16 protein-coding genes and 1 riboswitch are annotated in these 21,766 nt (G+C 70.1%); of the genes, 7 read left to right on the forward strand and 9 right to left on the reverse strand.

The window, feature by feature from the left end:
* Positions 1–31: 31 nt before the first annotated feature.
* The 3 genes from J7357_RS13570 to J7357_RS13580 form a co-directional block, all read right to left on the reverse strand.
* Positions 32–1,249, reverse strand: a complete 1,218-nt coding sequence (locus tag J7357_RS13570; protein WP_209247204.1) for a histidine-type phosphatase — start codon at positions 1,247–1,249, stop codon at positions 32–34.
* A 44-nt stretch (positions 1,250–1,293) separates the two neighbouring features.
* On the reverse strand, positions 1,294–2,328 hold the full coding sequence (locus tag J7357_RS13575; RefSeq protein ID WP_244667505.1) for a Ca2+-dependent phosphoinositide-specific phospholipase C: 1,035 nt from the start codon (positions 2,326–2,328) through the stop codon (positions 1,294–1,296).
* Positions 2,329–2,456: 128 nt separating this feature from the next.
* Entirely contained in the window at positions 2,457–5,243 is a 2,787-nt protein-coding gene (locus J7357_RS13580) for a TonB-dependent receptor (RefSeq protein WP_209247208.1), read from the reverse strand.
* On the opposite strand from J7357_RS13580, the gene J7357_RS13585 reads away from it, so the two are divergent.
* Positions 5,242–5,487 (forward strand): hypothetical protein, encoded by a 246-nt coding sequence (locus J7357_RS13585; protein ID WP_209247210.1) that lies wholly within the window; start codon positions 5,242–5,244, stop codon positions 5,485–5,487. The two genes, J7357_RS13580 and J7357_RS13585, sit on opposite strands and share 2 nt — an antisense overlap.
* Positions 5,488–5,614: 127 nt before the next feature.
* Here J7357_RS13585 and J7357_RS13590 read toward each other — a convergent pair whose 3' ends face one another.
* The 5 genes from J7357_RS13590 to J7357_RS13610 all read right to left on the reverse strand — a co-directional run bounded on the left by J7357_RS13590 (position 5,615) and on the right by J7357_RS13610 (position 14,677).
* Positions 5,615–7,558 carry an alpha/beta hydrolase gene (locus tag J7357_RS13590; protein WP_209247300.1) on the reverse strand — a complete coding sequence of 648 codons (1,944 nt, stop codon included), beginning with the start codon at positions 7,556–7,558 and terminating at the stop codon, positions 5,615–5,617.
* Between the two features lie 2 nt (positions 7,559–7,560).
* Entirely contained in the window at positions 7,561–8,541 is a 981-nt protein-coding gene (locus tag J7357_RS13595; RefSeq protein WP_209247302.1) for a DUF4105 domain-containing protein, read from the reverse strand.
* Positions 8,542–8,600: 59 nt separating this feature from the next.
* Positions 8,601–9,176, reverse strand: a complete 576-nt coding sequence (locus J7357_RS13600) for a TetR/AcrR family transcriptional regulator (RefSeq protein WP_209247212.1) — start codon at positions 9,174–9,176, stop codon at positions 8,601–8,603.
* A gap of 82 nt (positions 9,177–9,258) precedes the next feature.
* Complete coding sequence (gene ppc / locus J7357_RS13605; RefSeq protein WP_209247214.1) at positions 9,259–11,973, reverse strand: phosphoenolpyruvate carboxylase; 2,715 nt, start codon at positions 11,971–11,973, stop codon at positions 9,259–9,261.
* Between the two features lie 160 nt (positions 11,974–12,133).
* A complete protein-coding gene (locus J7357_RS13610; RefSeq protein ID WP_244667506.1) occupies positions 12,134–14,677 on the reverse strand; it encodes a prolyl oligopeptidase family serine peptidase in 2,544 nt (847 codons plus the stop codon).
* 133 nt (positions 14,678–14,810) lie between these two features.
* Positions 14,811–14,910: riboswitch (S-adenosyl-L-homocysteine riboswitch) on the forward strand.
* 33 nt (positions 14,911–14,943) lie between these two features.
* Here J7357_RS13610 and ahcY point away from each other — a divergent pair.
* The 3 genes from ahcY to J7357_RS13625 all read left to right on the forward strand — a co-directional run bounded on the left by ahcY (position 14,944) and on the right by J7357_RS13625 (position 17,230).
* Positions 14,944–16,389, forward strand: coding sequence for an adenosylhomocysteinase (ahcY, locus tag J7357_RS13615; protein ID WP_209247216.1), 1,446 nt, complete (start codon positions 14,944–14,946; stop codon positions 16,387–16,389).
* Between the two features lie 257 nt (positions 16,390–16,646).
* A complete protein-coding gene (locus tag J7357_RS13620) occupies positions 16,647–16,931 on the forward strand; it encodes a ribbon-helix-helix protein, CopG family (protein WP_209247218.1) in 285 nt (94 codons plus the stop codon).
* The gene (locus J7357_RS13625; protein WP_209247220.1) at positions 16,931–17,230 is read left to right on the forward strand and encodes a type II toxin-antitoxin system RelE/ParE family toxin; all 300 of its coding nucleotides are present in this window, start codon (positions 16,931–16,933) and stop codon (positions 17,228–17,230) included. Before J7357_RS13620 ends, J7357_RS13625 begins: the two co-directional genes overlap by 1 nt.
* Before the next feature lie 245 nt (positions 17,231–17,475).
* Here the strand turns inward: J7357_RS13625 and J7357_RS13630 are convergent, their stop codons facing one another.
* The gene (locus tag J7357_RS13630; protein ID WP_209247222.1) at positions 17,476–18,237 is read right to left on the reverse strand and encodes a class I SAM-dependent methyltransferase; all 762 of its coding nucleotides are present in this window, start codon (positions 18,235–18,237) and stop codon (positions 17,476–17,478) included.
* A gap of 508 nt (positions 18,238–18,745) precedes the next feature.
* On the opposite strand from J7357_RS13630, the gene J7357_RS13635 reads away from it, so the two are divergent.
* From J7357_RS13635 to J7357_RS13645, 3 genes are read left to right on the forward strand one after another with little or no spacing between them, the layout of a single operon-like run.
* Positions 18,746–20,161, forward strand: coding sequence for a cytochrome P450 (locus J7357_RS13635; protein ID WP_209247224.1), 1,416 nt, complete (start codon positions 18,746–18,748; stop codon positions 20,159–20,161).
* Positions 20,154–21,068, forward strand: coding sequence for a sulfotransferase domain-containing protein (locus tag J7357_RS13640; protein ID WP_209247226.1), 915 nt, complete (start codon positions 20,154–20,156; stop codon positions 21,066–21,068). The genes J7357_RS13635 and J7357_RS13640 overlap by 8 nt, the downstream gene beginning before the upstream one ends.
* Entirely contained in the window at positions 21,065–21,766 is a 702-nt protein-coding gene (locus J7357_RS13645) for a sulfotransferase family protein (protein ID WP_209247229.1), read from the forward strand. Before J7357_RS13640 ends, J7357_RS13645 begins: the two co-directional genes overlap by 4 nt.

The raw sequence follows: 21,766 nt of genomic DNA on the forward strand, positions 1-21,766 counted from the left end.
GAGCGGACGAGCAGACGCGCGAAGAACCGCCTCAGCCGCGCCGCTGCAACGCCGCCTGCAGCAGCGACTCGAACTTCGGCAGCGGGCACAGCCCGGTCGCGGCCTCGCTGCAACCCGGAATCTGCAAAGTCTGCAGCAGCGGCGGGTGGCGCAGGCTCAATGGGGTCAGTGCGCGCAGTTGATCCAGCGACTGCGCCTGGTAGCGCACGCGCACGTAGCGCTGACCGTTGCGTGCATCGCGCACCTGCTCCACCACCAGCGCGCCGCCCGGGGGCGCGTCGTCGCGGCCGAAGCCGGGCAGATGGAAGTGCAGGTCGAGCAGGCCGCTGAGCGCGGCGATGTGGGTGTCGCTGGCGACCAGCACGCTCAGCCGCGGCGCGTCGGCCGCGCCCAGCGTGTCCAGCAGGCGGTGCGCCAGCGGCGCGCCCGCGCGCGCGGCCATGTACTGCGGCCGTGCGTAGATCTCGAACAGCAAGGCATGCAGCCGTGATACCGCGGCGATGCGCGCCGGCGTCGCGCGGCCCCAGCCGACCTGGTCCAGCGGCATGCCTTCGGCGTACTGCAGGATGAACACCTCGGCCGTGCCCGAGGTCAGATCCAGCGGCCCGTGCAGGGCCAGGCTGCGCCCGTTCTCGCCCGCGGTCAGCGACGAGGGCATGTGCACGAAGTCGCAGCGCTCGGTGCAGCCGAGAATCTCCTGCATGGCGCGCAGTTCGCGCGCATACGGCGCCAGCACCGCGCCAGGGCCGCCGGTCTGGCGCTGGATCGATGCCACCGCGGCGGCGGCATCGAACTCCACCGCGCCGGCTTCCACCGGGCGGAACAGCGGGTCGTCGCTGCCTTCGGCCTGGTGGCCGGCCTGCAGATGGCAGCCGGGCGCCAGCGTGTCGGCGAGCAACTGCGCACTGACGATGGTGCGCTGGTCGGTGTTGGCGTAGATGCTGACCGTGCCGTCCGCAGGGCAGCCCTGCGCCGGCAGCACGCCATCGCGCAGCAGCCATTGCCGGGTGTAGTCGCCGCTGCGCTCCACCGCCGTGCGGCCATGCGCGGTGAGCAGGCTCGGCGGCGTGTCCCACACCGGCCAGGGCTGCGGCGCCAGCGCGGCGGCCGCGGCCTCGCCCGGCAGCGGCGCGCGCACGCCGTGGCGGAACAGCATCCACACCTTTTCCACCTGCAGCGCGGGCGCGGCCTTGGGCGCCGGCCGCGCCTGCGCGCTCAATGCCGCCACCAGCAGCACGACCCACAGCATCCAACGCGCACCTGTTTTCATCATCGTCCCCAACATGGAAAGTCTCACGGTGAGCGCGTGCCGCACGCGGCCGTGACCCGGTCGCAGTGCAGGCCCGTGGCGATGCCGAGCCAGTAGCCCAGCCGCTGCGGATCCGGCGCGCCGGCGTAGTAGTCGGTGCTGATCCATTGCGCGCCGGCATCCACTGCCGCCTGCGCGCGGCGGCGGTCGTGCGTGCGCGCCTCGCGGCCGTCGGCATCGGCGCGGGTGCGCACCACGAACCCCTGCGCGACCAGCGCGCGGATCCGTGGCGCTTCGGACAGCGGATCCTCGATCGACAGCACCGCGGCTTCTGGCTGGTCCGGCGCATACCAGCCGAACATCATGCGTCCGCGCAGCGATGGATGCGCCTGGCGATACAGCGCCTCGTGCCGCGGATTGCCGTCGAGCACGAACAGCAAGTGGCCGCGCGCCTGCGCCACCCGCGGCCAGGCATGCGCCAGCACCGCCTCGCGCAGGCTCGGCGCAGCGCCGCGCACGTCGTCGGGCACGATCAACCGCGCACGCCCCACAACCTCGGCGATGTCGCGGTCCAGCGCGTCCAGGTCGCTGGCGTCGAAGGCAGAACGGTGCGGCCACAGGCCCGGCACCGGATCAAAATCCACCGCATTGACCAGCACCACCAGCGGCGTGTGCCGTGGGTGCGCGCGCGACCAGGCGGCGAGGATCGCCAGGCAGTCGCGGAAGCGCAGGCAATGGCTGGCGTAGTCCAGGCCCGGCTGGTGCAGGACCTTGGCGCCGGGCGCGTGCATGCGGGCCCGGGTCGCCGCATCCGCCCGTGCATACGGCGCGGCGTACAGGCCGCCATGCGGATCGGCGGCCACATCGAGTTCGAGTTGCCGCAGCCCCAGCGCGAGCTGGGCCTGCAGCGAAGGATGGCCATAGGCCAGTGCCGGCCATTCGGCGGCGTCGTGCGCCTGCAGGCGCCGCCGCACCTGCGCGGTTGGCACCGGCCGATAGCTGTTGTGCGAGCCGAGCAGTTGCACCTGGTCCAGACGCAGGCCGTCGATCGGCGCCGTCGCCGGCGCCTCTGCCGCCATGGCCGTTCCCGGCAGGACCGTCAGCGCCAGCCAGACGCGCAGCGCGGCGATGCCGACAACGCGCCACCCGCCGCGCGGCACAGGGCCGTGCGACGGATGGCGACGTCCAGCGTGCGCAAGCGCCCGCTTCAGAACGTGTACTTCACGTTCAGCAGCGCGGTGCGGCCGGCATCGACGATGTCGGAGATCGCGGTGCTGTTGTGGCCCACGTGCGCCCAGTAGCTCAGGCGGTTGGTGAGGTTGGCCACCGACAGGTCGGCGCGCAGGTGCTCGTTGAAGGTGTAGCCCACGTGCAGGTCCACGCGCGTGATCGGCTTGACCCACAGGTCGTCCCAGGTCGCGCCGCGGTTGTAGTAGTCGTACACCGAGACGTATTCGCCGGAGTAGTGGTAGGCCAGGTTCACTGACAGCGGGCCCTTCTCGTAGAACAGCTCGGCGTTTGCCATCAGGTCCGGCGCGTTCTGGATGCGCTCGTCGTGGAAGCCGTCCATGCCCAGGTCGACGCGGGTGGTCTGGCGGGTGACGTTGGCACCGATGCCGAAGCCGTCCAGCGGCGCCGGCATGCCCTGCAGGGTCTGCCGGACCGCGGCCTCGACGCCGAGCACCTTGCCGTCGCCGCCGTTCTGCGGACGCACGTAGCGCACGTTGCCGGCGCCGGCGCTGGTGCCGGCGTTGGCCGGATCCGAGCCGCTCTCGTAGATGTAGTCGGTCAGGCGCTTGTAGTAGCCGGCCAGCATCGCGTGGCCGCCGTGGCCGTTGTCCCACTCGCCGGACAGGTCGACGTTGAGCGACTTGATCGGCTTCAGGTCCGGATTGCCCTCGGTGATGACCGTGGTGCCGTCGCTGGAGACGTCGTAGTTGGCGCCGCCGCCGAGCTGCACCAGCGCCGGCCGGGTGTAGCTGGTCCACACCGAGGCGCGGTACACCGCACTGCCGTCGCCCGGGCGGTAGTTCAGGAACACGCTCGGCAGCGGCACGTCGTAGCTGGTGTGGTTGCTGCTGAAGAAACCGGGCAGTTCGTTGCCCTTGGCGTCTTCGGGCATGGTCCAGAAGGTGTTGCGGATGCTGGTGTGCTCGAAGCGCACGCCCGGGATCACCTCCAGGTCGCCGCTGCGGAAGGTGGCCATCGCATAGGCCGAGGTCACCGCCTCGTCGCCACGCATGGTCGCGCAGTTCTGGTTGTTGATCGCCAGGCTGCCGCAGGTGTCGAAGCTGGCCGCGGTCAGGTGCTGGGCGATCATCGCCTTCAGCCCGCTGTTGCTGAGCTTGACCGTCGGCCACGCATACTTGCCCGGATACACCGAGTCGTACTGGCCGACCACCAGGCCGGTGTCGCGCAGCAGGGTGCCGTCGGTGAACTTGCTGTTGGTCCAGTCGCGCGAGGTGAAGTCGCGCGAGCTGTCGACGTACTTCACGCCGAACTGGATGTTGCTCAGCGCGCCCTGGTCGAAGTCGTAGCGCACGTCGAACTTGGCACCGCCCTTGGTCTGGCCGCTGTAGGACTTGGTCAACTGGCCGTAGCGGCGCGCATACAGGCTGCCGATGTCGCTGGCCTGGGCCTGCAGCGCCGGGGTCAGCAGCGGCTTGGGGAAGCCTTCGCCGTCGTAGCCGGAGAAGGTGCTGGCGCCGCCGTACGGGAACTGGGTGGAGGCGTACTGGTCCACGCGCGCGGAAATCTCCACGTGGTCCGGGCGATCGTTGTCGCCGTAGCTGTAGAACAGGTTCGGCGACAGCGTCCAGTTGCCCAGTTGCTTGTCGGCGCCGAACTGGAAGGTGGCCAGGTCCGCCACTTCCGGATTGGTCTCGTACCAGTAGCGCACCGCCACCCGGTTGATCTGCGGCTGGTACACGCCGGTGGTGCCGATCTGCGCGAGGCTGACGTTGGCCGGCACCAGCTGGGTGTAGCCGGTGTTCTGCTCGGTCTTGGCGTAGGCATAGGTGGCGCGCGCGTACAGCTGCAGGCTCGGGTCGACGTGCCAGTCGAAGGACACGTTGCCGCCGTAGCGAGTGGTGTCGCCGGCGGAATAGCCGATGTTGGCGCCGGTGGCCATCAGCAGGTCCTGCGGATCGTAGCCGGGCGCCGGCTGGCCGCTGGCGTCGGTACGAGAGAAGTAGTGCTTGTTCCAGTCGCCACGCGAGGCAGCGGCGTTGGCCACTTCGCTGTTCACGTAGTGGCGCTCGTCGTAGTACGCGCTGGTGTAGATGCCGAACTGGTTGTCGGCGCCGAACTTGGCGTGGAATTCGCCGGCCGCGCCCTTGCCCAGGCCGTTGTCGCCGTAGTCGCGCGCACGGCTTTCCATGCGCCCGCTGGCGGTGACGCTGCCGCCCATCGCTTCGCTGTAGTCGAAGCCGCTCGGGGTGCGGTAGTCGATGGTGCCGCCGATCGCGTCGCCGTCCATCGCTGCGGTGGAGGTCTTGTTCAACACGATGGTCTGCAGGCCCGAGGGCGGCAGCAGGCTCAGCTGCACGCTGCGGCTGTAGGGCAGGCCCTGGGCGACGTTGACGCCGTTGATCAGGTTGACGTTGTACTCGGCGTTGAGGCCGCGCACCGAGGCGAACATGCCCTCGCCGCGCGCGGCGCCGTCGACGCCGCCGAAGTACGACTGCCCGGTGTTGACCACGTTGACGCCCGGCAGCAGGCCCAGCGCCTCGGCGATGTTGTGCACGGCGGTGTACTTCAAATCCTCGGCCGACAGCACGTTGGCGGTGTTGGTCGCGGCCATCTGCATGTCCGCGGCGTTGTAGCGGGTGACGGCGACGGTGATCTTGTCCAGGGTCTTGGCGCTGGCGTCGGACGCGGCGGTCTGCGTCTCCTGCGCATCCTGCGCCTGGGCCAAGGCCATCGGCGCGACACCGAGCAACGCTGCGGCGATCGCCAGTGACAGGCGTTTTTGAAGATGGATCGAGTGCGACATGAAGAATCCGAACGTAGGCGCGGCCAACGGAACGCGCCGCAGGCCGGGCATGGAGGGGAGAGAGGCCGTGATCGTGTTCACGGCGGCGCGCATTGTTCGGGTTGGCGGCTGCAATTTCGTGACAACGATGTCATCCGAAACCATCGGCGGGCGATTCGACACGTTTTCTGCGCAATTCGGCACAACCGCAGCGGTGCGTCCACGCTGCGATGCGGATGGAACTGACAACAAGGCGACCGGTTAGGCGCTTCCCCCCGATGCGCCGCGAAGCGATCGTCGGCGATGCATCGCGCCTGTCGGGGAGTGCGCGGCAATGCGATGCCCTCGGCGCGCTCGACGACGGCGCGTGCAACCGCCCGTCGCGGGCATCGTCACCGCGCCGCGGTGGCGTCGCCCTGCAATTGCGCGTGCAGGATGCGGCGGATCTCCAGGATCGCCTGCGGCGTCTCCTGCACGCTGTGGCCCGAGGTGATCACCAGTTCGGACACTGCCCCCGGCAGATGTGCGCTGCGGTACGGCACCAGCCCATCGTCGGACTCGGCCAGCGGCAACGCCGGATCGCGGCGGGCGATGATGGTGTGGTAGCGCACCGCCGGCGCGATCGGCAGATCCGCCGCCGCGCGCACGAACGGATCGGTGTCGCGCAGGTTGTCGATGCTGTTGGGCACGCGCACCGGCGCGCCATCGGGGCCGTCGATCCCCTGCAGCAAGGTGTTCAGGCGATCAAGCAGCGTCACCGGCAGGCGTACCAGGCGCCCGGCCAGGCGCCCGAGCCGTCCTTCGGCGAAGGTGGTGCCGCGTTGCGGCGCGGCGATGAAGATGGCGCGGTCCACCTCCGGCAACGGCGCGAAGCGCAGCAGCGGCTGCAACTGCGCCAGCGCCTGCGGGTCCAGCGGGCGCCGGCCGGCACGCGCGCCGATCAGGTCGTTCCACAGCGTGTCGCCGGAATCGCTGACCAGCAGGCGCCCGATCACCCCGCCCATGCTGTGGCCGATCAGGACCATGTGCTGCGACGCCGGCGCCTGCCCAGGCGGATCGAAATGGCGCAGGGTCTGCTGCAGCAGCGTGGCGATCTGCGCGCGGTTCCAGGCGATCGGCATGTTGGTCGGGTAGTAGACCTGCCAGATCTGGTAGTGGCGGCGCAGTTGCTCGTCGCCCATCAGTTCGTTGGCGACGTTGACCCATGCCTCCGGACTGCTGGCCAGGCCGTGCAGCATCAGGATGATGCGTCGGTCCGGATCGTACGGCTGCATCAGGTACAGATGCGGCTGGTCGATGCCATCCCCGCGCCCGAGCATCGAGCGCAGCGACTGCCGCGCGAAGCCGGCGCGAGCCAGCCACAGGCCGTAGGCGGCGGTGAAGTTGGCCGCCAGCGGCAGGCGCTGGCCGTGCACCTCGACCTCGCCGTCGCGGTACGGATCGTAGGGCGCGACCACCACGCTGCGGGTGTCGAGTACCTGCGCCAGGCTGTCGCCGTCGAAGCGCAGCAGCACCGTGGTCGGCGCATACGGCATTTCGCTGAACGCCGGCGCGTGCGGGTCCGGCGCGGCCTTGGCGGCCACCGCCGCGGTCGGGTCGCCGACCTTGGCCGGCGCGATCTCCGCGACCAGTTCGGCGCCGAAGCCGTCGCGCCGGTAGGTGCTGCGCAGGCCATCGAAGCGCAGCGTCGACGCCGGCAGCATCGCGTCCGGCCGCGCCACCCCGCCGGGCAGGCGGAAGCTGCCCATGTCCGCGCGCACCTGCCAGCCGGCCGTGCGCAGCGCGTCGTCGTCGTGCAACTCACCGCTGGCGCTGCCGGCGCGCCAGCGCAGGAACAGTTCGCCGACCACCTGCTGCACGGCGTAGTTGTAGTAGTCGCGCACCTGGGTCTGCCGATCCTCGAAGGCGCGCGCGCTGGCCGGGCGTGGGGTGTAGAACAGGTAGGCGTAGGCGTAGCGCGCGGCCTCCAGCCACGCCTGCAGCGTCGCATCGTCCAGCGCCCTCGCCTGCCGCGGCGTGCGCGCATTGGCCGCATGCACCCACAGCTCCGACAGGGTCGCCAACCGCCGCTCCTGATCCAGCCCCTGCAATGCGCGCAGCTGCGTGGCGCAGGCCGGAACGTCCGCCTCGCAGGTCTTGGGATCGAGCGCGAGGACGCGCAGCGTCTCCAGGCTGGCATCGCTGAGCCTGCCCGTGCTGAGCACGTCGCCGCGCTGGGTGGCGATGTAGTCGGCGGCGCTGCGCGACTGCACGCTGACCATCGCGCAGCCGCTGCCGAGCAGCGACGCGGCAGCCAGCAGCGCGGCGCCCGTGCACCGCGCAAGACGTGCGCGCAGGGTCATGGCGTGGCCGCGGGGTCGTCGCCGGGAATGCCGGCGCGGATGCGCGTGGAGAAATCGGCGCCGGCGCCTGCCGCGCGCGCGCGTTCGCCGATGCGGCCGCGCGCGCGCAGCGTGGCCAGGCTGTAGCCGGGCACGAAGCCGTGCTGTGCGTAGACGTAGGACGGCAGGTAGCCGGACAGCAGCAGGCGGATGTCGAGCGGCAGTGCGGGATCGAGCTTGCGCGCCAGCTCGAACACGATGGTGGTGCAGTTGCTGGTGGCTGTGTTGTAGAACCGCGGCGTGCGCTGCAGTTGCTGCGCCTGCGCCACGTAGCCCAGGAACAGCTGGCGCAGTTGTGCGCGCGAGAGGTTGAGCCGGTACAGGTACACGTCCTCGCCGCGCACGTTGCTGCGCACCGCCAGGATGTCGCGCTCGTCGGCGGCCACCATCACCTGCTCGAAATTGCGGAAGAACCCGGCCAGCGCCGAGAACGCCTCGTCGCGCTCCTTGCGGATCTCCAGCGAGAACACCACGCGGCGGCCGTCGTCGAAACCGAACGAGACCAGCGTGTGGGCGATCGCCGGCCCCATCCAGTACGACAGCGCCAGATCCGCCGAGGCCAGCCGCTCCAGGTCGTAGCGGCGCGTCTCCCAGTGCGGGGTGTAGTCGTGGTCGCTGCGCCAGGCGAAGTTGCGCACGTTGTGCAGGGTCACCACCTGCCCATCCACCTGCGGCTCCAGCAACTGCGCGACATCGTCGGCCCAGTCGCGGTTCTGCTGCGGCTGCAGCGCCGACCAGCCCACCGCCATGCCCGCGCAGCCGACCGCGAACAGCAGCGGCAGCACGCGGTACTCGCGCGGATGGCGCAGGCCCCACAGCGCCGCGCCGCCCAGCGCGGCCCACAGCAGCGCCGAGCCGTAGCGCACCACCGCGCCGGTGTGCGGCAGATAGGCCAGGAACAGCGCGCCCCACAGGCTGGCGGCCAGCACCGCCAGCATCGCCACCGCGCGCGCCAGCCGCCTCGGCCAGGCGCGTCGGCGTGCGGCGCTGTCGGCGCTCACAAGTCCGCCGCCGCCGCGGGCGTGGCCAGGGCGTGGCACAGCAGCCGGCAACCGCGTTGCGCCAGCGCCTTGCGTTCGCTCTCGTCGCTGCCGCGCTGGCAGGCGCCGAGCATGTCCATCGCCAGGGCCAGGTCGTCCTCGCCCAGGTCCGCACGGCACAGGCCGGCGGCGATCGCACGCTGCAGGAACGGCAACAGGATCGCCATCGCCCGCGTATGCGCCGCGTCCATCATCGGATGCTCGCGCGGCATCGACCGCCAATAGTCGGCCAGCGGCGCCGACATCGCGATGTGTTCGGCGACGTCGTACATCAGCAGGAACAGCCCGTCCGGCCGCGTGCCGATCTCGCGCGCGCAGCCCTCTAGGCCGTCCAGGCCACGTTCCAGCAGCGCCGCCATCAGCTCGGTGCGGTCGGCGAAATGACGGTACAGGGTGGCGCGGCCGAGGCCGGCGCGCTCCACCACCAGTTCCAGCGGCGCCAGCACGCCGTGCATGCAGAACACCTCGTCGGCGGCGTCCAGCAACAGGCGGCGGCGGTGGGCGGTATCGGCTCGCATCTCCATGCGCGGCATTATCGGACAATTTTGTCCGCCCGCAAGCGCGTCGCGACGGGCGGCCGCCGGCAGCGGCCGGCGGCGCCTTGTGGCACCAGCCTCAACCGGTGTTCTGCACGCCCTGGGCGACGCCGTTGACGCAGGCCACCAGCGCCCGCAGCAGGTCCTCGTCCTCGCCGTCGGTGGCGCGCCAGCGCTGCAGCAGGTCCACCTGCAGCACGCTGATCGGGTCGATGTAGGGATTGCGCAGGCGGATCGACAACGCCAGGCGCGGGTCGTGCTGCAGCAGCGAGGCCTGCCCGGTCAGCGCCTTCACCCAGCCCTTGGTCAGCGCCAGTTCGTCGCGGATGCGCGGGAAGAAGCGCTCGTGCAGCGGCCCGGACAGGCGCGAGAACATCTCGGCGATGTTGAGGTCGCCCTTGGACAGGACCATGGCGATGTCGTCGAGGAAGGTGCGGAAGAACGGCCAGTCCGCGGCCATCGCGCGCAGCGCGTCCTCGTGGCCGGCATCCACCGCCGCCTGCAGGCCGCTGCCCACGCCGTACCAGCCCGGGATCACCGCGCGCGCCTGGCTCCAGGCGAACACCCAGGGAATCGCGCGCAGGTTGGACAGCGCCGCATCCTGGCCGAGCCGGCGCGACGGCCGCGAGCCCAGGGTCATGCGCTCGATCACGTCGATCGGCGTGGCCAGGCGGAAATAGCGCATGAACTCGGCATCGCCGACGAAGCCGCGGTACGCCTGGCTGCTGTGCTCGGCGACCAGGTCCATCACTGGCCGCCAGCCGTCTTCGCGCGCGTCGGCCGCGCGCGGGCGCAGGCTCGACAGCAGCACAGCGCCGGTCATCTGCTCCAGCGAGCGCAGCGCCAGCGCGCGGATGCCGTACTTGCGGTGGATCACCTCGCCCTGCTCGGTCACGCGCAGGCGCCCGTCGACGCTGCCGCGCGGCGCCGCCTCCAGCGCGCGCGTGGTCTTGCCGCCGCCGCGCACGATCGAGCCGCCGCGGCCGTGGAAGAAGGTCAGGCGGATGCCGAGCTCGGCCGCCGCCTCCAGCAGTTCCACCTGCGCGCGCTGCAGACCCCAGCGCGAGGCGGCGATGCCGCCGTCCTTGCCGCTGTCCGAATAGCCGAGCATCACCATCTGCACGTCGGCGCGCGCGGCCAGGTGGCGGCGGTAGACCGGGTCGGCCAGCAGGTCGCGCAGGGTCGCGGTGCCGCCGCGCAGGTCGTCCACGGTCTCGAACAGCGGCACGATGTCCAGCGGCACCGCGCCGTCGGCATCGACCAGGCCGCCGCGGCGCGCCAGCGCCAGCACGGTCAGCACGTCGGCGCGGTCGTGCGCCATCGAGATGATGTAGCTGCCCAGCGCGTCGGCGCCGTGCCGCGCGCGCGCATCGGCGAGCGCGGCGAACACCGCGTCCAGCCGCGCGTTGCCGTCGTCGTCGGCCGTCGGCAGGGTCTGCTCGCCGCTGGCGTAGGGACCGAGCAGGCCTGCGCGCTCCTCCACGGCCCGCGTGTCCCAGTCCTGCGTGTCCAGCGCGGCGGCGACCGCGCGCGCATGCACGCTGGACTCCTGGCGCACGTCCAGCCGCGCCAGGTGGAACCCGAAGCTGCGCACCCGCCACAGCAGGCGCCGCACCGCGAACCAGCCGGCGTGCAGGCCCTTGTTGGCCTGCAGGCTGTCCAGGATCAGTTGCAGGTCGCTTTCCAGTTCGGTCGGCGCGACATAGGCACCCGGCGCATCGTCCAGAGTCGCCTGCAGGCGCGCGCGCATCAGGTCGTTGAGCAGGCGGTAGGGCATGTCGCCATGGCGCGGCCGCGAACGCGCCGCGGCCTCCGGCAACAGTTGCCGGTAACGCGCCAGTTGCTCCAGCAGCGGCGCGCTCACCGCGACCAGGGTGGTCGACTGGCTGAGCAGGCTGGCCAGCTGCCACAGCTCCTTCAGATAGCGCTCCAGCACCGCACGCCGCTGCGCGTCGAGGGTGGCGGTGATGGTGGCGGCATCGACGTTGGGGTTGCCGTCCATGTCGCCGCCGACCCAGGTGCCGAAGCGCAGCAGCCGCGGCAGGGGCAGCGCCTGCCCGTAGGTCTGCTCGATGGCGTGCTCCAGGGTCTCGTACATCACCGGGATCACCCGGTACAGCACCTGGGTCAGGTAGAAGCCGACATGCTCGCGCTCGTCCTCCACGGTGGGGCGTACCGGCGAGGAATCGGCGGTCTGCCACGAGGCGGTCAGCGCCATGCGGAAGCGCGCCGCGTCGGTGGCGCGCTCGCCCGGTGTCCGCAGGCCGTCGAGGTTGTCGACCAGGCTGGCCACCATCAACTGTTCCTTCTCCAGCAGCGCGCGCCGCACCGCCTCGGTCGGGTGTGCGGTGAACACCGGCTCGACGTCGATGCGCGGCAGCCAGTCGCGCAGTTCCTCGATACCGACGCCCTGCGCCTTGAGCCGGCGCAAGGCGTCGAGCAGGCCGTCCGGCTGCGGCGTGTCGGCGCTGCTGCGCTGGTAGTCGCGGCGGCGGCGGATGCGGTGCACGCGCTCGGCGATGTTGACCACCTGGAAATAGGTGCTGAAGGCGCGCACCAGCGCTTCGGCATCGCGCGGCGCGCGGCCGGCGAGTTGCTCGCTCAGCGAGGACAGCGGCGCGGCGCGCTCGCGGCGCGCGATCGCGGTGGTGCGGATGCGTTCGATCTCGTCGAGGAACTGCGCCGAGACCTGTTCGGCGAGCAGGTCGCCCACCAGGGCGCCGAGCCGGCGCACGTCGTCGCGCAAGGGAAGGTCGGGCGTGGCGAAGGCGATGCTGCTGCGGGACTCGTTCATCGGGAAACGCATGGCTCGGCAGTGGGGGCGCCGCAAGCCTAACCGAAAAGGGATCGCGCTCCCGTCGGCTGCGCGACGGTTTCAAAGCGAACCATTTGCGCGGCACAGCAGTGCCCTGCGCCACGGCGGCACGCACGTGCGGCCGTGGCGCAGGCGCGGCTCAGCGCGGCGTAGCGCCTGCCTCAGCCGGCGCGGACGTCGGCGTCGGCGCCGGCCCCAGATAGGTGCGCAGCCAGCGCTCGCTCTCGGCCAGCATCTGCAGCACCGATTCGCGCGCGCGATAGGCATGCGCCTCGTTGGGCAGCATCACCAGCCGCGCGGTGCCGCCGTTGCCCTTGATCGCCGCGTACATGCGCTCGCTCTGGATCGGGAAGGTGCCGGAGTTGTTGTCCTCGGCGCCGTGGATCAGCAGCAGCGGATCCTTGATCCGGTCGGCGTAGTTGAACGGCGACATCGCCTGGTAGACCGGCTGCGCCTGCCAGTAGGTGCGCTCCTCGGACTGGAAGCCGAATGGGGTCAGCGAGCGGTTGTAGGCGCCGCTGCGGGCGATGCCGGCCTTGAACAGGCGGGTGTGCGCGAGCAGGTTGGCGGTCATGAAGGCGCCATACGAATGCCCGCCGATGGCGATGCGATCGCGATCGGCGACGCCGCGCCGCACCACCTCGTCCACCGCCGCCTGCGCATCGGCGACCAGTTGCTCGACGTAGGTGTCGTTGGGTTCGCGCGCGCCCTCGCCGACGATCGGCATCGACGGGTCGTTGAGCACCGCATAGCCCAGCGCCAGGAACGCCTGCGGCCCCCAGTAGCCGATCGCGTTGAAGCGGTACGGCGAGTCGGTGACCTGGCTGGCGGCGTCGGCGGATTTGAACTCGCCCGGGTAGGCCCACATCAGCATCGGCAACGGGCCGTCGCGTTTGGCGTCGTAGCCTGGCGGCAGCAGCAGGGTCGCGGTCAGTTCCACGCCGTCCTTGCGCCGGTAGCGGATCTGCTCCTTGTGCACGTCGCGCAACTGCGGCGTGGGATGCGGGAAGCGGGTCAGCGCCACCGGCTCCGCGTCCGCACGGTCGAGCCGATAGAAGTTGCGCGGCTCCTGCGGCGTCTCGCGGGTGATCAGCAGGCGCTGGCCGCTGTCGTCGAGCAAGGCCTGCGGTACCGCGTAGTACGGCGCCTGCGACTGGAACAGGCGGGTGCTGTGCCGCGTGTCCAGATCGTAGCGATCCAGGAACGGCCGGTCGCCCTGCGGCGAGGCGCCTTCGCCGCGCAGGAACAGGCTGTGACCGTCGGCGGCGATCAACAGGCGCGGGTTGCCAGCGGCATCGCGCTCCGTCACCGGCGTGCCCGGATCGGCGTAGCGGTCCTCCTGCGAACGCTGCACCAGCAGTTGCGGCGCCTGCGCGGGGTTGTCCGGTGCCACGCGCCATTGCCTGGTCTGCCGCGTCTTCCACCAGAACTCGTCGATCAGGGCCAGGTCGCCGCGGCCCCAGAAAATACCGGCGAAACGCGACTGCAGGCGCGCCAGCGTCGCCGGCGGCGCGGTGAACGGCGCCGCCTGCATCCGCACCGCGTCGCGCACCGCCGCCTCGCGCGCCGGATCGCCACCGTCCTGGGCCTCGGCCCAGACCAGGGTGGCCGGGGCGTCGCTGCGCCAATCGATGTCGCGCACACCGGTGCGCACCGCATCGTTGCCGGTCGGCAGGCCTTCCACCAGCGGCAGCTGCGCCACCGTGTGCACCGGCTTGCCGGCGCGGTCCAGCACCTCGATGGTGCGCGGGAAGCCGCTGGCCGGCACCAGGTAGGAGAACGGCCGCTGCAGGCGCTGCGCCAGCAGATAGCGGCCGTCCGGCGACGGCGCCAGCGACAGGTACAGGTCGGGAGACGCGATGCGCTGCATCCGCCCGTCGACGTCGACCAGCGCCGGCTGCGCGCGCAACTGGTAGTCGAACTGGCGCGCGTCGGCCTCGTTCTTCAGCAGGTCCTGGTAGGTGCGCAAGGCGGTGGCGCCGCCGCCGGCGGTCTGCTGCACCGCCGGCCCGGTCGGCACCGCATCGGTGGGAGGCGCGGCGCCCTGCTCCTGCGGCTGCAGCAACATCAGCAACTGGCGACTGTCGGGCATCCACGCATAGCCGTCGCCGGACACGGTGTTGAGCCGCTCGGCGACCCGCCGCGCCCGCAGCGTGGCGATGTCCACCACCCACAGTTCGTTGGCGCCGCTGCGCGCATCGACCCGGTTGAAGGCCAGATGCCGCTGGTCCGGCGCCCAGGCCATGCCGGCGATCGACAGCGGCGACGGCAGGCCCTCGATGCGCAGTTCGCTGCCGTCGGCGATGCGCAGCAGCCATAGTCTGTCGCCGAAGGCGAAGCGGCTCTGCGAGCGGGTGCGCGGATGGATGCGCAGCCCGGCCAGCTTGAGTTCCGGCTGCGCGACCTGGGCGATGCCGGGCAACGCGGGCAACTGCAGCATCGCCGCCAGATCGCGCCGCGGGCTCAGCGACAGTTGCGGCGGCCGCGGCGCATCGACGATGGCCTGCAGCGGCGCCGACGGCAACTGGTAGCCGCTGTCGGCGGCATCGGCGGGCGCGGCGGCCGCCGCAGATGCCGGGGCGGCGTTCGCCGCGGCGCTGCCGGCCGCCGCCAGGGCCGCGCACAGCAGGCCGCAGACCGGGCCGGGCACGCGGCGGCGCCCGCGCTCTGTGATCTGGTTCATCTCTCCCCTCTCCTTCGCATCGATCGATGCCGACGACGGTAGCAGGGCGGGCGCCGCCCGCCCCCTGTCGATGGTTGGGCGCAGGCGTGTGTTCAAGCGCCGCACGTGGCAGCCGCTATAATCGGTTACCCCTTGCGCCGAGGGGCGCTGCGACCGGATCGAGACCGGAGTCACCGTCTCCAGACCCGGCCAGGCTCGGCGCGAGGCTTGAGCGACAACGGCGCCCGGACTTCGCGAGTTTCTCGCCATTGACCGGAGCTTTATCGATGAACGCTGCACTCAAGAGCTTTTCCACCGAAGGCGACTACAAGGTCGCCGACATCAGCCTGGCCGACTGGGGCCGCAAGGAACTGGACATCGCCGAGCACGAGATGCCGGGCCTGATGTCGATCCGCCGCCAGTACGCCGCCGCCAAGCCGCTGTCCGGCGTGCGCGTCACCGGCTCGCTGCACATGACCATCCAGACCGCGGTGCTGATCGAGACCCTGAAGGACATCGGCGCCGACGTGCGCTGGGCCTCGTGCAACATCTTCTCCACCCAGGATCACGCCGCCGCGGCGATCGCCGCCACCGGCACCCCGGTGTTCGCCTGGAAGGGCGAGACCCTGGAGGAATACTGGGACTGCACCCTCGACGCGCTGACCTTCACCCTGCCCGACGGCACCCAGACCGGCCCGGAGCTGGTGGTGGACGACGGCGGCGACGTGACCCTGCTGATCCACAAGGGCTACGAGCTGGAGAACGGCTCCAAGTGGGTGGACGAGCCGGCGTCCTCGCACGAGGAGCAGGTGATCAAGAACCTGCTCAAGCGCGTGGCGGTGGAGCGCCCGGGCTACTGGACCCGCGTGGTCAAGGACTGGAAGGGCGTCTCCGAAGAGACCACCACCGGCGTGCACCGCCTGTACCAGTTGGCCGAAGCCGGCACCCTGCTGATCCCGGCGATCAACGTCAACGACTCGGTGACCAAGAGCAAGTTCGACAACCTCTACGGCTGCCGCGAGTCGCTGGCCGACGGCCTCAAGCGCGCGATGGACGTGATGCTGGCCGGCAAGGTCGCGGTGGTGTGCGGCTACGGCGACGTCGGCAAGGGCTCGGCGCACAGCCTGCGCGCCTACGGCGCCCGCGTCATCGTCACCGAGATCGACCCGATCTGCGCGCTGCAGGCGGCGATGGAAGGCTTCGAGGTCAACACCGTCGAGGACACCCTTGGCCAAGCCGACATCTACGTCACCACCACCGGCAACAAGGACATCATCCGCATCGAGCACCTGACGCAGATGAAGGACCAGGCCATCGTCTGCAACATCGGCCACTTCGACAACGAGATCCAGGTCGAGGCGCTGTACAAGCTGCCGGGCGTGCAGAAGATCAACATCAAGCCGCAGGTGGACAAGTTCGTGCTGCCCAACGGCAATGCGATCTTCCTGCTGGCCGAAGGCCGCCTGGTCAACCTGGGCTGCGCCACCGGCCACCCCAGCTTCGTGATGTCCAACAGCTTCGCCAACCAGACCCTGGCGCAGATCGACCTGTGGCAGAACAAGGACAGCTACGAGAAGCAGGTGTACCGCCTGCCGAAGAAGCTGGACGAGGAAGTGGCGCGCCTGCACCTGGAGAAGATCGGCGTGAAGCTGACCAAGCTGACCGACGCGCAGGCCGCCTACCTCGGCGTGCCGGTCGACGGCCCGTTCAAGCCGGAGCACTACCGCTACTGAGCCATCGGCAGGATATCGCCAGGCAGACAGGAACGGGCGCCGCGAGGCGCCCGTTTTTTGTGCGATCGGCGCTGCGAGCGTCTGGAGACAGGGGGCTGGAAATTCGTACGGAGTGAAAGCCGCAGACATCGTCACCTTGCGCAGTCCCTGCTGCAAGCGGCCTTTTCCGGCCAGTCGGCCGACGCGCCTGTCCAGCCAGGCCACCTGTACCACACCTGTGCTACATTGATTCCACACCAATCGCCTGGAGCTCCCCCATGAGCACCACCACCATCCGCCTGCCGGATGCGCTCAAGGCCCGCGTCGCCAAGGCCGCGGAAGCGGCCGGCACCACGTCGCACAACTTCATCCTGGAAGCCATTGCCGAGAAGGCCGAGTTGGCCGAGCGGCGCGTCGACTTCCATGCACAAGCCGATCAGCGCTGGGCCGAGTTCCTAGAAACGGGTGAGACCATTCCCTGGGACGAAGCGCGTACCTATTTCAAGACTCTGGCCGCAGGAAAGCCCGCAAAGCGGCCGGTGGCGCGCAAGCTGGAAGACTGATGACGCGAGTCCGCATCGCTCCCGGCGTGATCGAGGATCTGGAGCGGATCGCCGCGTATTTGCGCGACCACGAGAGCGAGCACGCCGAGGCGAGGACCGAGGAGATCGTCAGCGCGTTCGACGTGCTGGCAGGCAATCCCTTGATCGGCAGGCCAGTCCATGGAGACAACCGCGAACTGGTGATGGGCCGCGGTTCGCATGGGTACCTGGCGTTGTATCGCTATGTGGATGTGACCGATACGGTGATCGTGATGGCCATCCGCGCACAGCGGGAGGCGGGCTATGCGCGCGGCGGATGAAACCGAGTCGACCTCCGCACCACCGCATCGACGAACACCGGCAGAAGCATCGTGGATCGCCTTCAGCCCACTGCGAACTGATTCATCCTAACCGCGCCCTCGACAGCGACCAACGCAACGTCTCGCTGTCGGCGGATTAGGTGCCGAGTGGCCGCAGTCGCAAAATTGTGACGATCGAAGTCAAGCACGCGGGCTTGGCCATTTCCGCTGGCGTCGACCAAAACAAGCACATGGCACGAATCTTTTCAGGCCATGCACGCACTGGCCGGCACGTACACCGAAATCTGGATGCGGCTGCGCGCGTGGTACGGCGTGCGTGCCCAGTCGCTCCAGCGCACTTCCAGGCGCAGGCCGGCGATCTGCGCCATCAGGTCCAGTTCCGATGGCCACACGTAGCGGCGGTGCTCGCTGAAGATGCGCGTGCCGGATTCGCCCAGCACCACCACGCGTTGGTCGATGCGCTGCTGCAGCGGATCCGGCTGCGAGCACACCAGCATCACTGCCGCGCCATCGCCGTCGGTGTCCGGCACGTCCAGCACCTGGCTGACCTTGCCACCGCTTTCGAACACCTCTGCGCCCGGCACCGCACTCTGGATCAGCAAGTGCCCGTCGGGCGCCAGGCAGCGCGCCGCATTGACCACGCACCGCAGCTGCTCGGCCTGCGTCAGCAGATAGCCGAACGCACCCACCGCATAGATCAGGCCGAACGGCCCGGACACCGGCATGTCGGCGAAATCGGCGCAGACCAACTGCAGGCGGTCGCTGCCGGGTTTGGCACGCAAGACCTCGAGCATCGCCGGGGAATTGTCGATACCGGTGACCGGCACATCGCGGTGCGCGAGCGGCAAGCCGATGCGGCCGGTTCCGATGCCCAGTTCCAGCGCCGCGCGGCCCGTGGCCAGTTCAGCCAGCACGTCGACGCACTGCTGCGTAGCGGCGGCAGGCCAGCGATCGTAGACGCGATCATAGATGGCGGCCAGGCGATCGTACTCGTGGGTCACGGGCATCCGCAGCCACTCGTTGCCGAAGTGGCGCGACGATAGCACGCAGCGATCGCGACGCAATGGCGCACGCACGGCGGCGACGCCGGCGGCAAACGCGGCGACGCGATCCGATCGCTTGCGACGCAAGGTGCTCGACGAAAGATGACAAAGATGTTGCAGTTGGCGGCGCTTCAGTCTTTTGCTTGCGTCGCCGTAGTCGAGCGAGGAAGCTTTCTGCGCGCCTGCCGCAGGCGACAGGCGCGACGATCGCAACAGAGTCCCCCGTTCAATCAGGAGTATCGCCATGAAGCGCCTTTTTGATTCGCTGTCGCGTTGGGTACAGAGCCTCGGTGGCAACAGGCTCGGCTACATCTACACCTACTGATCTTCCCGCCACCGTTGCGTGGCATTCGCGTGTGAGAGGGGGCGATCCGTCCCCTCTCTCTCTTCGGCACTCGGCGCATTGCACGGCCACGCATGCGTTCGCCATCGGTCCAATGTCGCCTTCCGCATCGCGGTGCACCGTGCTGCCATGCTTCTTCGTGCAGGTGAGTGCGTGACACAGACGCAACAATGTCCACCCGGTCCGCATGGGCATTGGGCGTTCGGCAACCGGCAGGCCTTCGCGCACGATCCCCTCGACTTCCTTCAACGCTGCGCACGCGAACATGGCGACGTGGTGCGAATCGCCGAGCGCACCTACCTGCTGGCGTCGCCGGCAGCCATCGCGACCGTGCTGGGCGACGACGGCAGCCTCTACGCCAAATCCGATCCGGACCCGCGCGCGCGGCGTGCTGCGTTCCCGGCCTCGGTGATGAACAGCGAGGGCGAGGCCTGGCGACACAAGCGCCAGGCATTGCAGCCCGCATTCCGCGCCGGACTGGTCCGCGACTACGCCGGACAGGCACTCGCCGCCACGCAGGCGCTGCTGCAATCGGGCGACGACAACGCGCATGCGCAGGACCTGCGCCTGAGGATGACAGTGCTCTGTGCGGAGCTGGGCGCCGGCTTCCTGCTCGGCGATGCGGCGCACGCGCCCGCGCTGCTGGGGATGCTGCCGATGGTCGATGCGATCCTGCAGCAGACGCGTACGCCGTCCGCGACGCCGGCCTGGTGGCCGAGCGCCGGCAAGCGCCGTCTACGTGCCGCACGTAGCGCACTGGACAGCGCACTGACGCAGATCCTGGCATCGCCACGTCCACCAGGCGCGAACGCCTCGGTGCTGGACCTGCTGCGGCGCGACGATCCACAGGGCCAGGGCGACTGGTGCCGCGATGAGACGGCGGCGATGCTGATGTCGGCGCTGGAGCCGATGGCGGCTGGCCTGACCTGGACGTTGCTGCTGCTGGCGCAGCATCCGTCGATCGCGCAAGCGGTGACGGAGGAAGCCGACGCGTTGCCCGACATCGGCAACGCATCCGCCACGGCAGGCGACGACACTCTTGTCGAACACCTGCCACTGACCCGCGCCTGTGTGAAGGAAGCCATGCGCCTGTATCCGCCGGCCTGGATGACAGCGCGCATCGCGCAACGCGACACCGCGCTGGAGGGATTCGCGGTGCCGCGCGGCACGCAGGTGATCGTCAGCCAGTGGGTGGTGCAGCGCGATCCACGCCATTTCGTCGCGCCGGAGCGCTTCCTGCCGACGCGCTGGCTGGATGTCGCGCACACGCCAGCGCGCTACACCTACTTTCCGTTCGGCGGCGGCCCGCGCAGCTGCATCGGCACCCAACTCGCGCTGGTGCAGATGACCATGGTCGTGGCCGGCCTGCTGCGCGAGCGCACGCTGCACCTGGCGGCAGATGCGCAGCCGCGGCCGTTCCCGGCGCTGGTACTGCGCCCACTCGACGTCCGCATCGCGCTGCGGCCACGCACCGCCACCCCTGGCCGTCGGTCGCATGACACGACGCCGCCCCACCCTCCTGCCCCGGACGCCCCGCATGGCTGACCTCGCCGCCTTCGCCAAGACTCGGGAATATCCCAACCGCTTCTTCGATTCGGCTGCCTGGAACGCGTTTTCCTTCCGCGACGGCGACATCGTCATCGCCAGCTACGCCAAGGCCGGCACCACCTGGCTGCAGCAGATCGTGGCGCAACTGCTGTTCGAGGGTGCGGCCGACGTTGACGTGTCGGCGATCTCGCCGTGGCTGGACGGCGTGTACCCGGACCGCGCCAGCAAGCTTGCGCTGCTGCAGGCGCAGAGCCACCGGCGTTTCATCAAGACCCATCTGCCGGCCGATGCGCTGGTGATCAGCGACCGCGCCAAGTATCTGTACATCGGCCGCGATGGCCGCGACATCGCGCTGAGCCTGTACGACCACCAGTGTGCGGTCAGCCAGGATGCGCAGGCGCGGCTGGATGCCGGCGCGGCCGAACCGGGCAAGCTGCGCGTGGTGCCGCCGCCGAGCCTGCCAGTGGACGCCTACGTGGCGCACTGGCTGTCCCACGACGGCGCACCGTTCTGGCCGTTCTGGGAGGGCGTGCGCAGTTGGTGGCAGCAGCGCGCGCAGCCGAACGTGCTGCTGGTGCACTACGCCGATCTGCTGGTGGATCTGCCTGCGCAGGTGCGGCGCATCGCCGCATTTCTCGAGATCCCGGTACGCGACGCCACCTGGGACACGATCCTGGCGCACTGCCAGTTCGACTACATGCGCCAGCACGCCGCGCGCTACGTGCCGCAGGGCGCCGGGCTGTGGCGCGAAGGCGGCAAGGCTTTCTTCAACCAGGGGCGCAGTGGCCGCTGGCGCACGCTGTTGCCGGCGAGCGTTGCCGCGGACTATGACGCGCGCGCGCAGGCCGAGCTGGGCGGCGCGGCCGCGCAGTGGCTGGCCCACGGTACAAGGCAGACGCCATGAGCCTGCGCATCATCGGCGCCGGCCTCGGCCGCACCGGCACCCTGTCGCTGAAGCTGGCGCTGGAGCATCTGGGCCTGGGCCGTTGCTACCACGCCATGGAACTGGCCGCGAACCTGCGCCAGGCCTTGCCGCTGTGGGATACGGCGCTCGACGGACAGGCGGACTGGGACACGCTGTTCGCCGGCTATACCGCCACCGTCGATTATCCAGGCTGCTGCTTCTGGCGCGAACTGGTCGCACGCTATCCGCAGGCCAAGGTGATCCTGACCGTGCGCGATGCCGATGCCTGGTTCGATTCTGTAAACAACACCATCTTCGCCAGCGACGGCCGCGTGCCGGCGCTGTTCGGCCCCGACGGCCAGCGCCTGAGCCAGTTCCTGCGCCGCGAGTTCGCCACGCGCATCGACGATCGCGGCTTCATGACCGACTATTTCCAGCGCTGGAACCAGGCGGTCATCGCCGGCGTGCCGGCGCACCGCCTGCTGGTGCTCGACACCGACGCGCAGACGGGCTGGGAACCGCTGTGCGCCTTCCTGGGCGTGACGGTGCCCACGCAGCCGTATCCCCGCGTGCATGCGCGCAGCGGCGGCACGCCAGCGCGTCCGCTGCCCAGCGACCCGGCACAACGCGAACAGCGCTTGCGCGACTACCTGGACCGGCTCGCCGTGGAGGCGTTCGCGCCGCCCGCCGACGGCTGA

Origin of the sequence: Xanthomonas sp. D-109 (genome assembly GCF_017746095.1) — a bacterium.
Taxonomy (GTDB): Bacteria; Pseudomonadota; Gammaproteobacteria; order Xanthomonadales; family Xanthomonadaceae; genus Xanthomonas_A; species Xanthomonas_A sacchari.

What these genes read in the sequence shown, in the direction of transcription:
- J7357_RS13610 (WP_244667506.1), bottom strand. Translation starts at nt 14,677, where the DNA reads ATGAACCAGATCACAGAGCGCGGGCGCCGCCGCGTGCCCGGCCCGGTC.
- J7357_RS13620 (WP_209247218.1), top strand. Translation starts at nt 16,647, where the DNA reads ATGAGCACCACCACCATCCGCCTGCCGGATGCGCTCAAGGCCCGCGTC.
- J7357_RS13625 (WP_209247220.1), top strand. Translation starts at nt 16,931, where the DNA reads ATGACGCGAGTCCGCATCGCTCCCGGCGTGATCGAGGATCTGGAGCGG.
- J7357_RS13640 (WP_209247226.1), top strand. Translation starts at nt 20,154, where the DNA reads ATGGCTGACCTCGCCGCCTTCGCCAAGACTCGGGAATATCCCAACCGC.
- ppc (WP_209247214.1), bottom strand. Translation starts at nt 11,973, where the DNA reads ATGAACGAGTCCCGCAGCAGCATCGCCTTCGCCACGCCCGACCTTCCC.
- J7357_RS13575 (WP_244667505.1), bottom strand. Translation starts at nt 2,328, where the DNA reads ATGGCGGCAGAGGCGCCGGCGACGGCGCCGATCGACGGCCTGCGTCTG.
- J7357_RS13600 (WP_209247212.1), bottom strand. Translation starts at nt 9,176, where the DNA reads ATGCCGCGCATGGAGATGCGAGCCGATACCGCCCACCGCCGCCGCCTG.
- J7357_RS13580 (WP_209247208.1), bottom strand. Translation starts at nt 5,243, where the DNA reads ATGTCGCACTCGATCCATCTTCAAAAACGCCTGTCACTGGCGATCGCC.
- ahcY (WP_209247216.1), top strand. Translation starts at nt 14,944, where the DNA reads ATGAACGCTGCACTCAAGAGCTTTTCCACCGAAGGCGACTACAAGGTC.
- J7357_RS13570 (WP_209247204.1), bottom strand. Translation starts at nt 1,249, where the DNA reads ATGCTGTGGGTCGTGCTGCTGGTGGCGGCATTGAGCGCGCAGGCGCGG.
- J7357_RS13630 (WP_209247222.1), bottom strand. Translation starts at nt 18,237, where the DNA reads ATGCCCGTGACCCACGAGTACGATCGCCTGGCCGCCATCTATGATCGC.
- J7357_RS13645 (WP_209247229.1), top strand. Translation starts at nt 21,065, where the DNA reads ATGAGCCTGCGCATCATCGGCGCCGGCCTCGGCCGCACCGGCACCCTG.
- J7357_RS13595 (WP_209247302.1), bottom strand. Translation starts at nt 8,541, where the DNA reads ATGCTGGCGGTGCTGGCCGCCAGCCTGTGGGGCGCGCTGTTCCTGGCC.
- J7357_RS13635 (WP_209247224.1), top strand. Translation starts at nt 18,746, where the DNA reads ATGCTTCTTCGTGCAGGTGAGTGCGTGACACAGACGCAACAATGTCCA.
- J7357_RS13585 (WP_209247210.1), top strand. Translation starts at nt 5,242, where the DNA reads ATGAAGAATCCGAACGTAGGCGCGGCCAACGGAACGCGCCGCAGGCCG.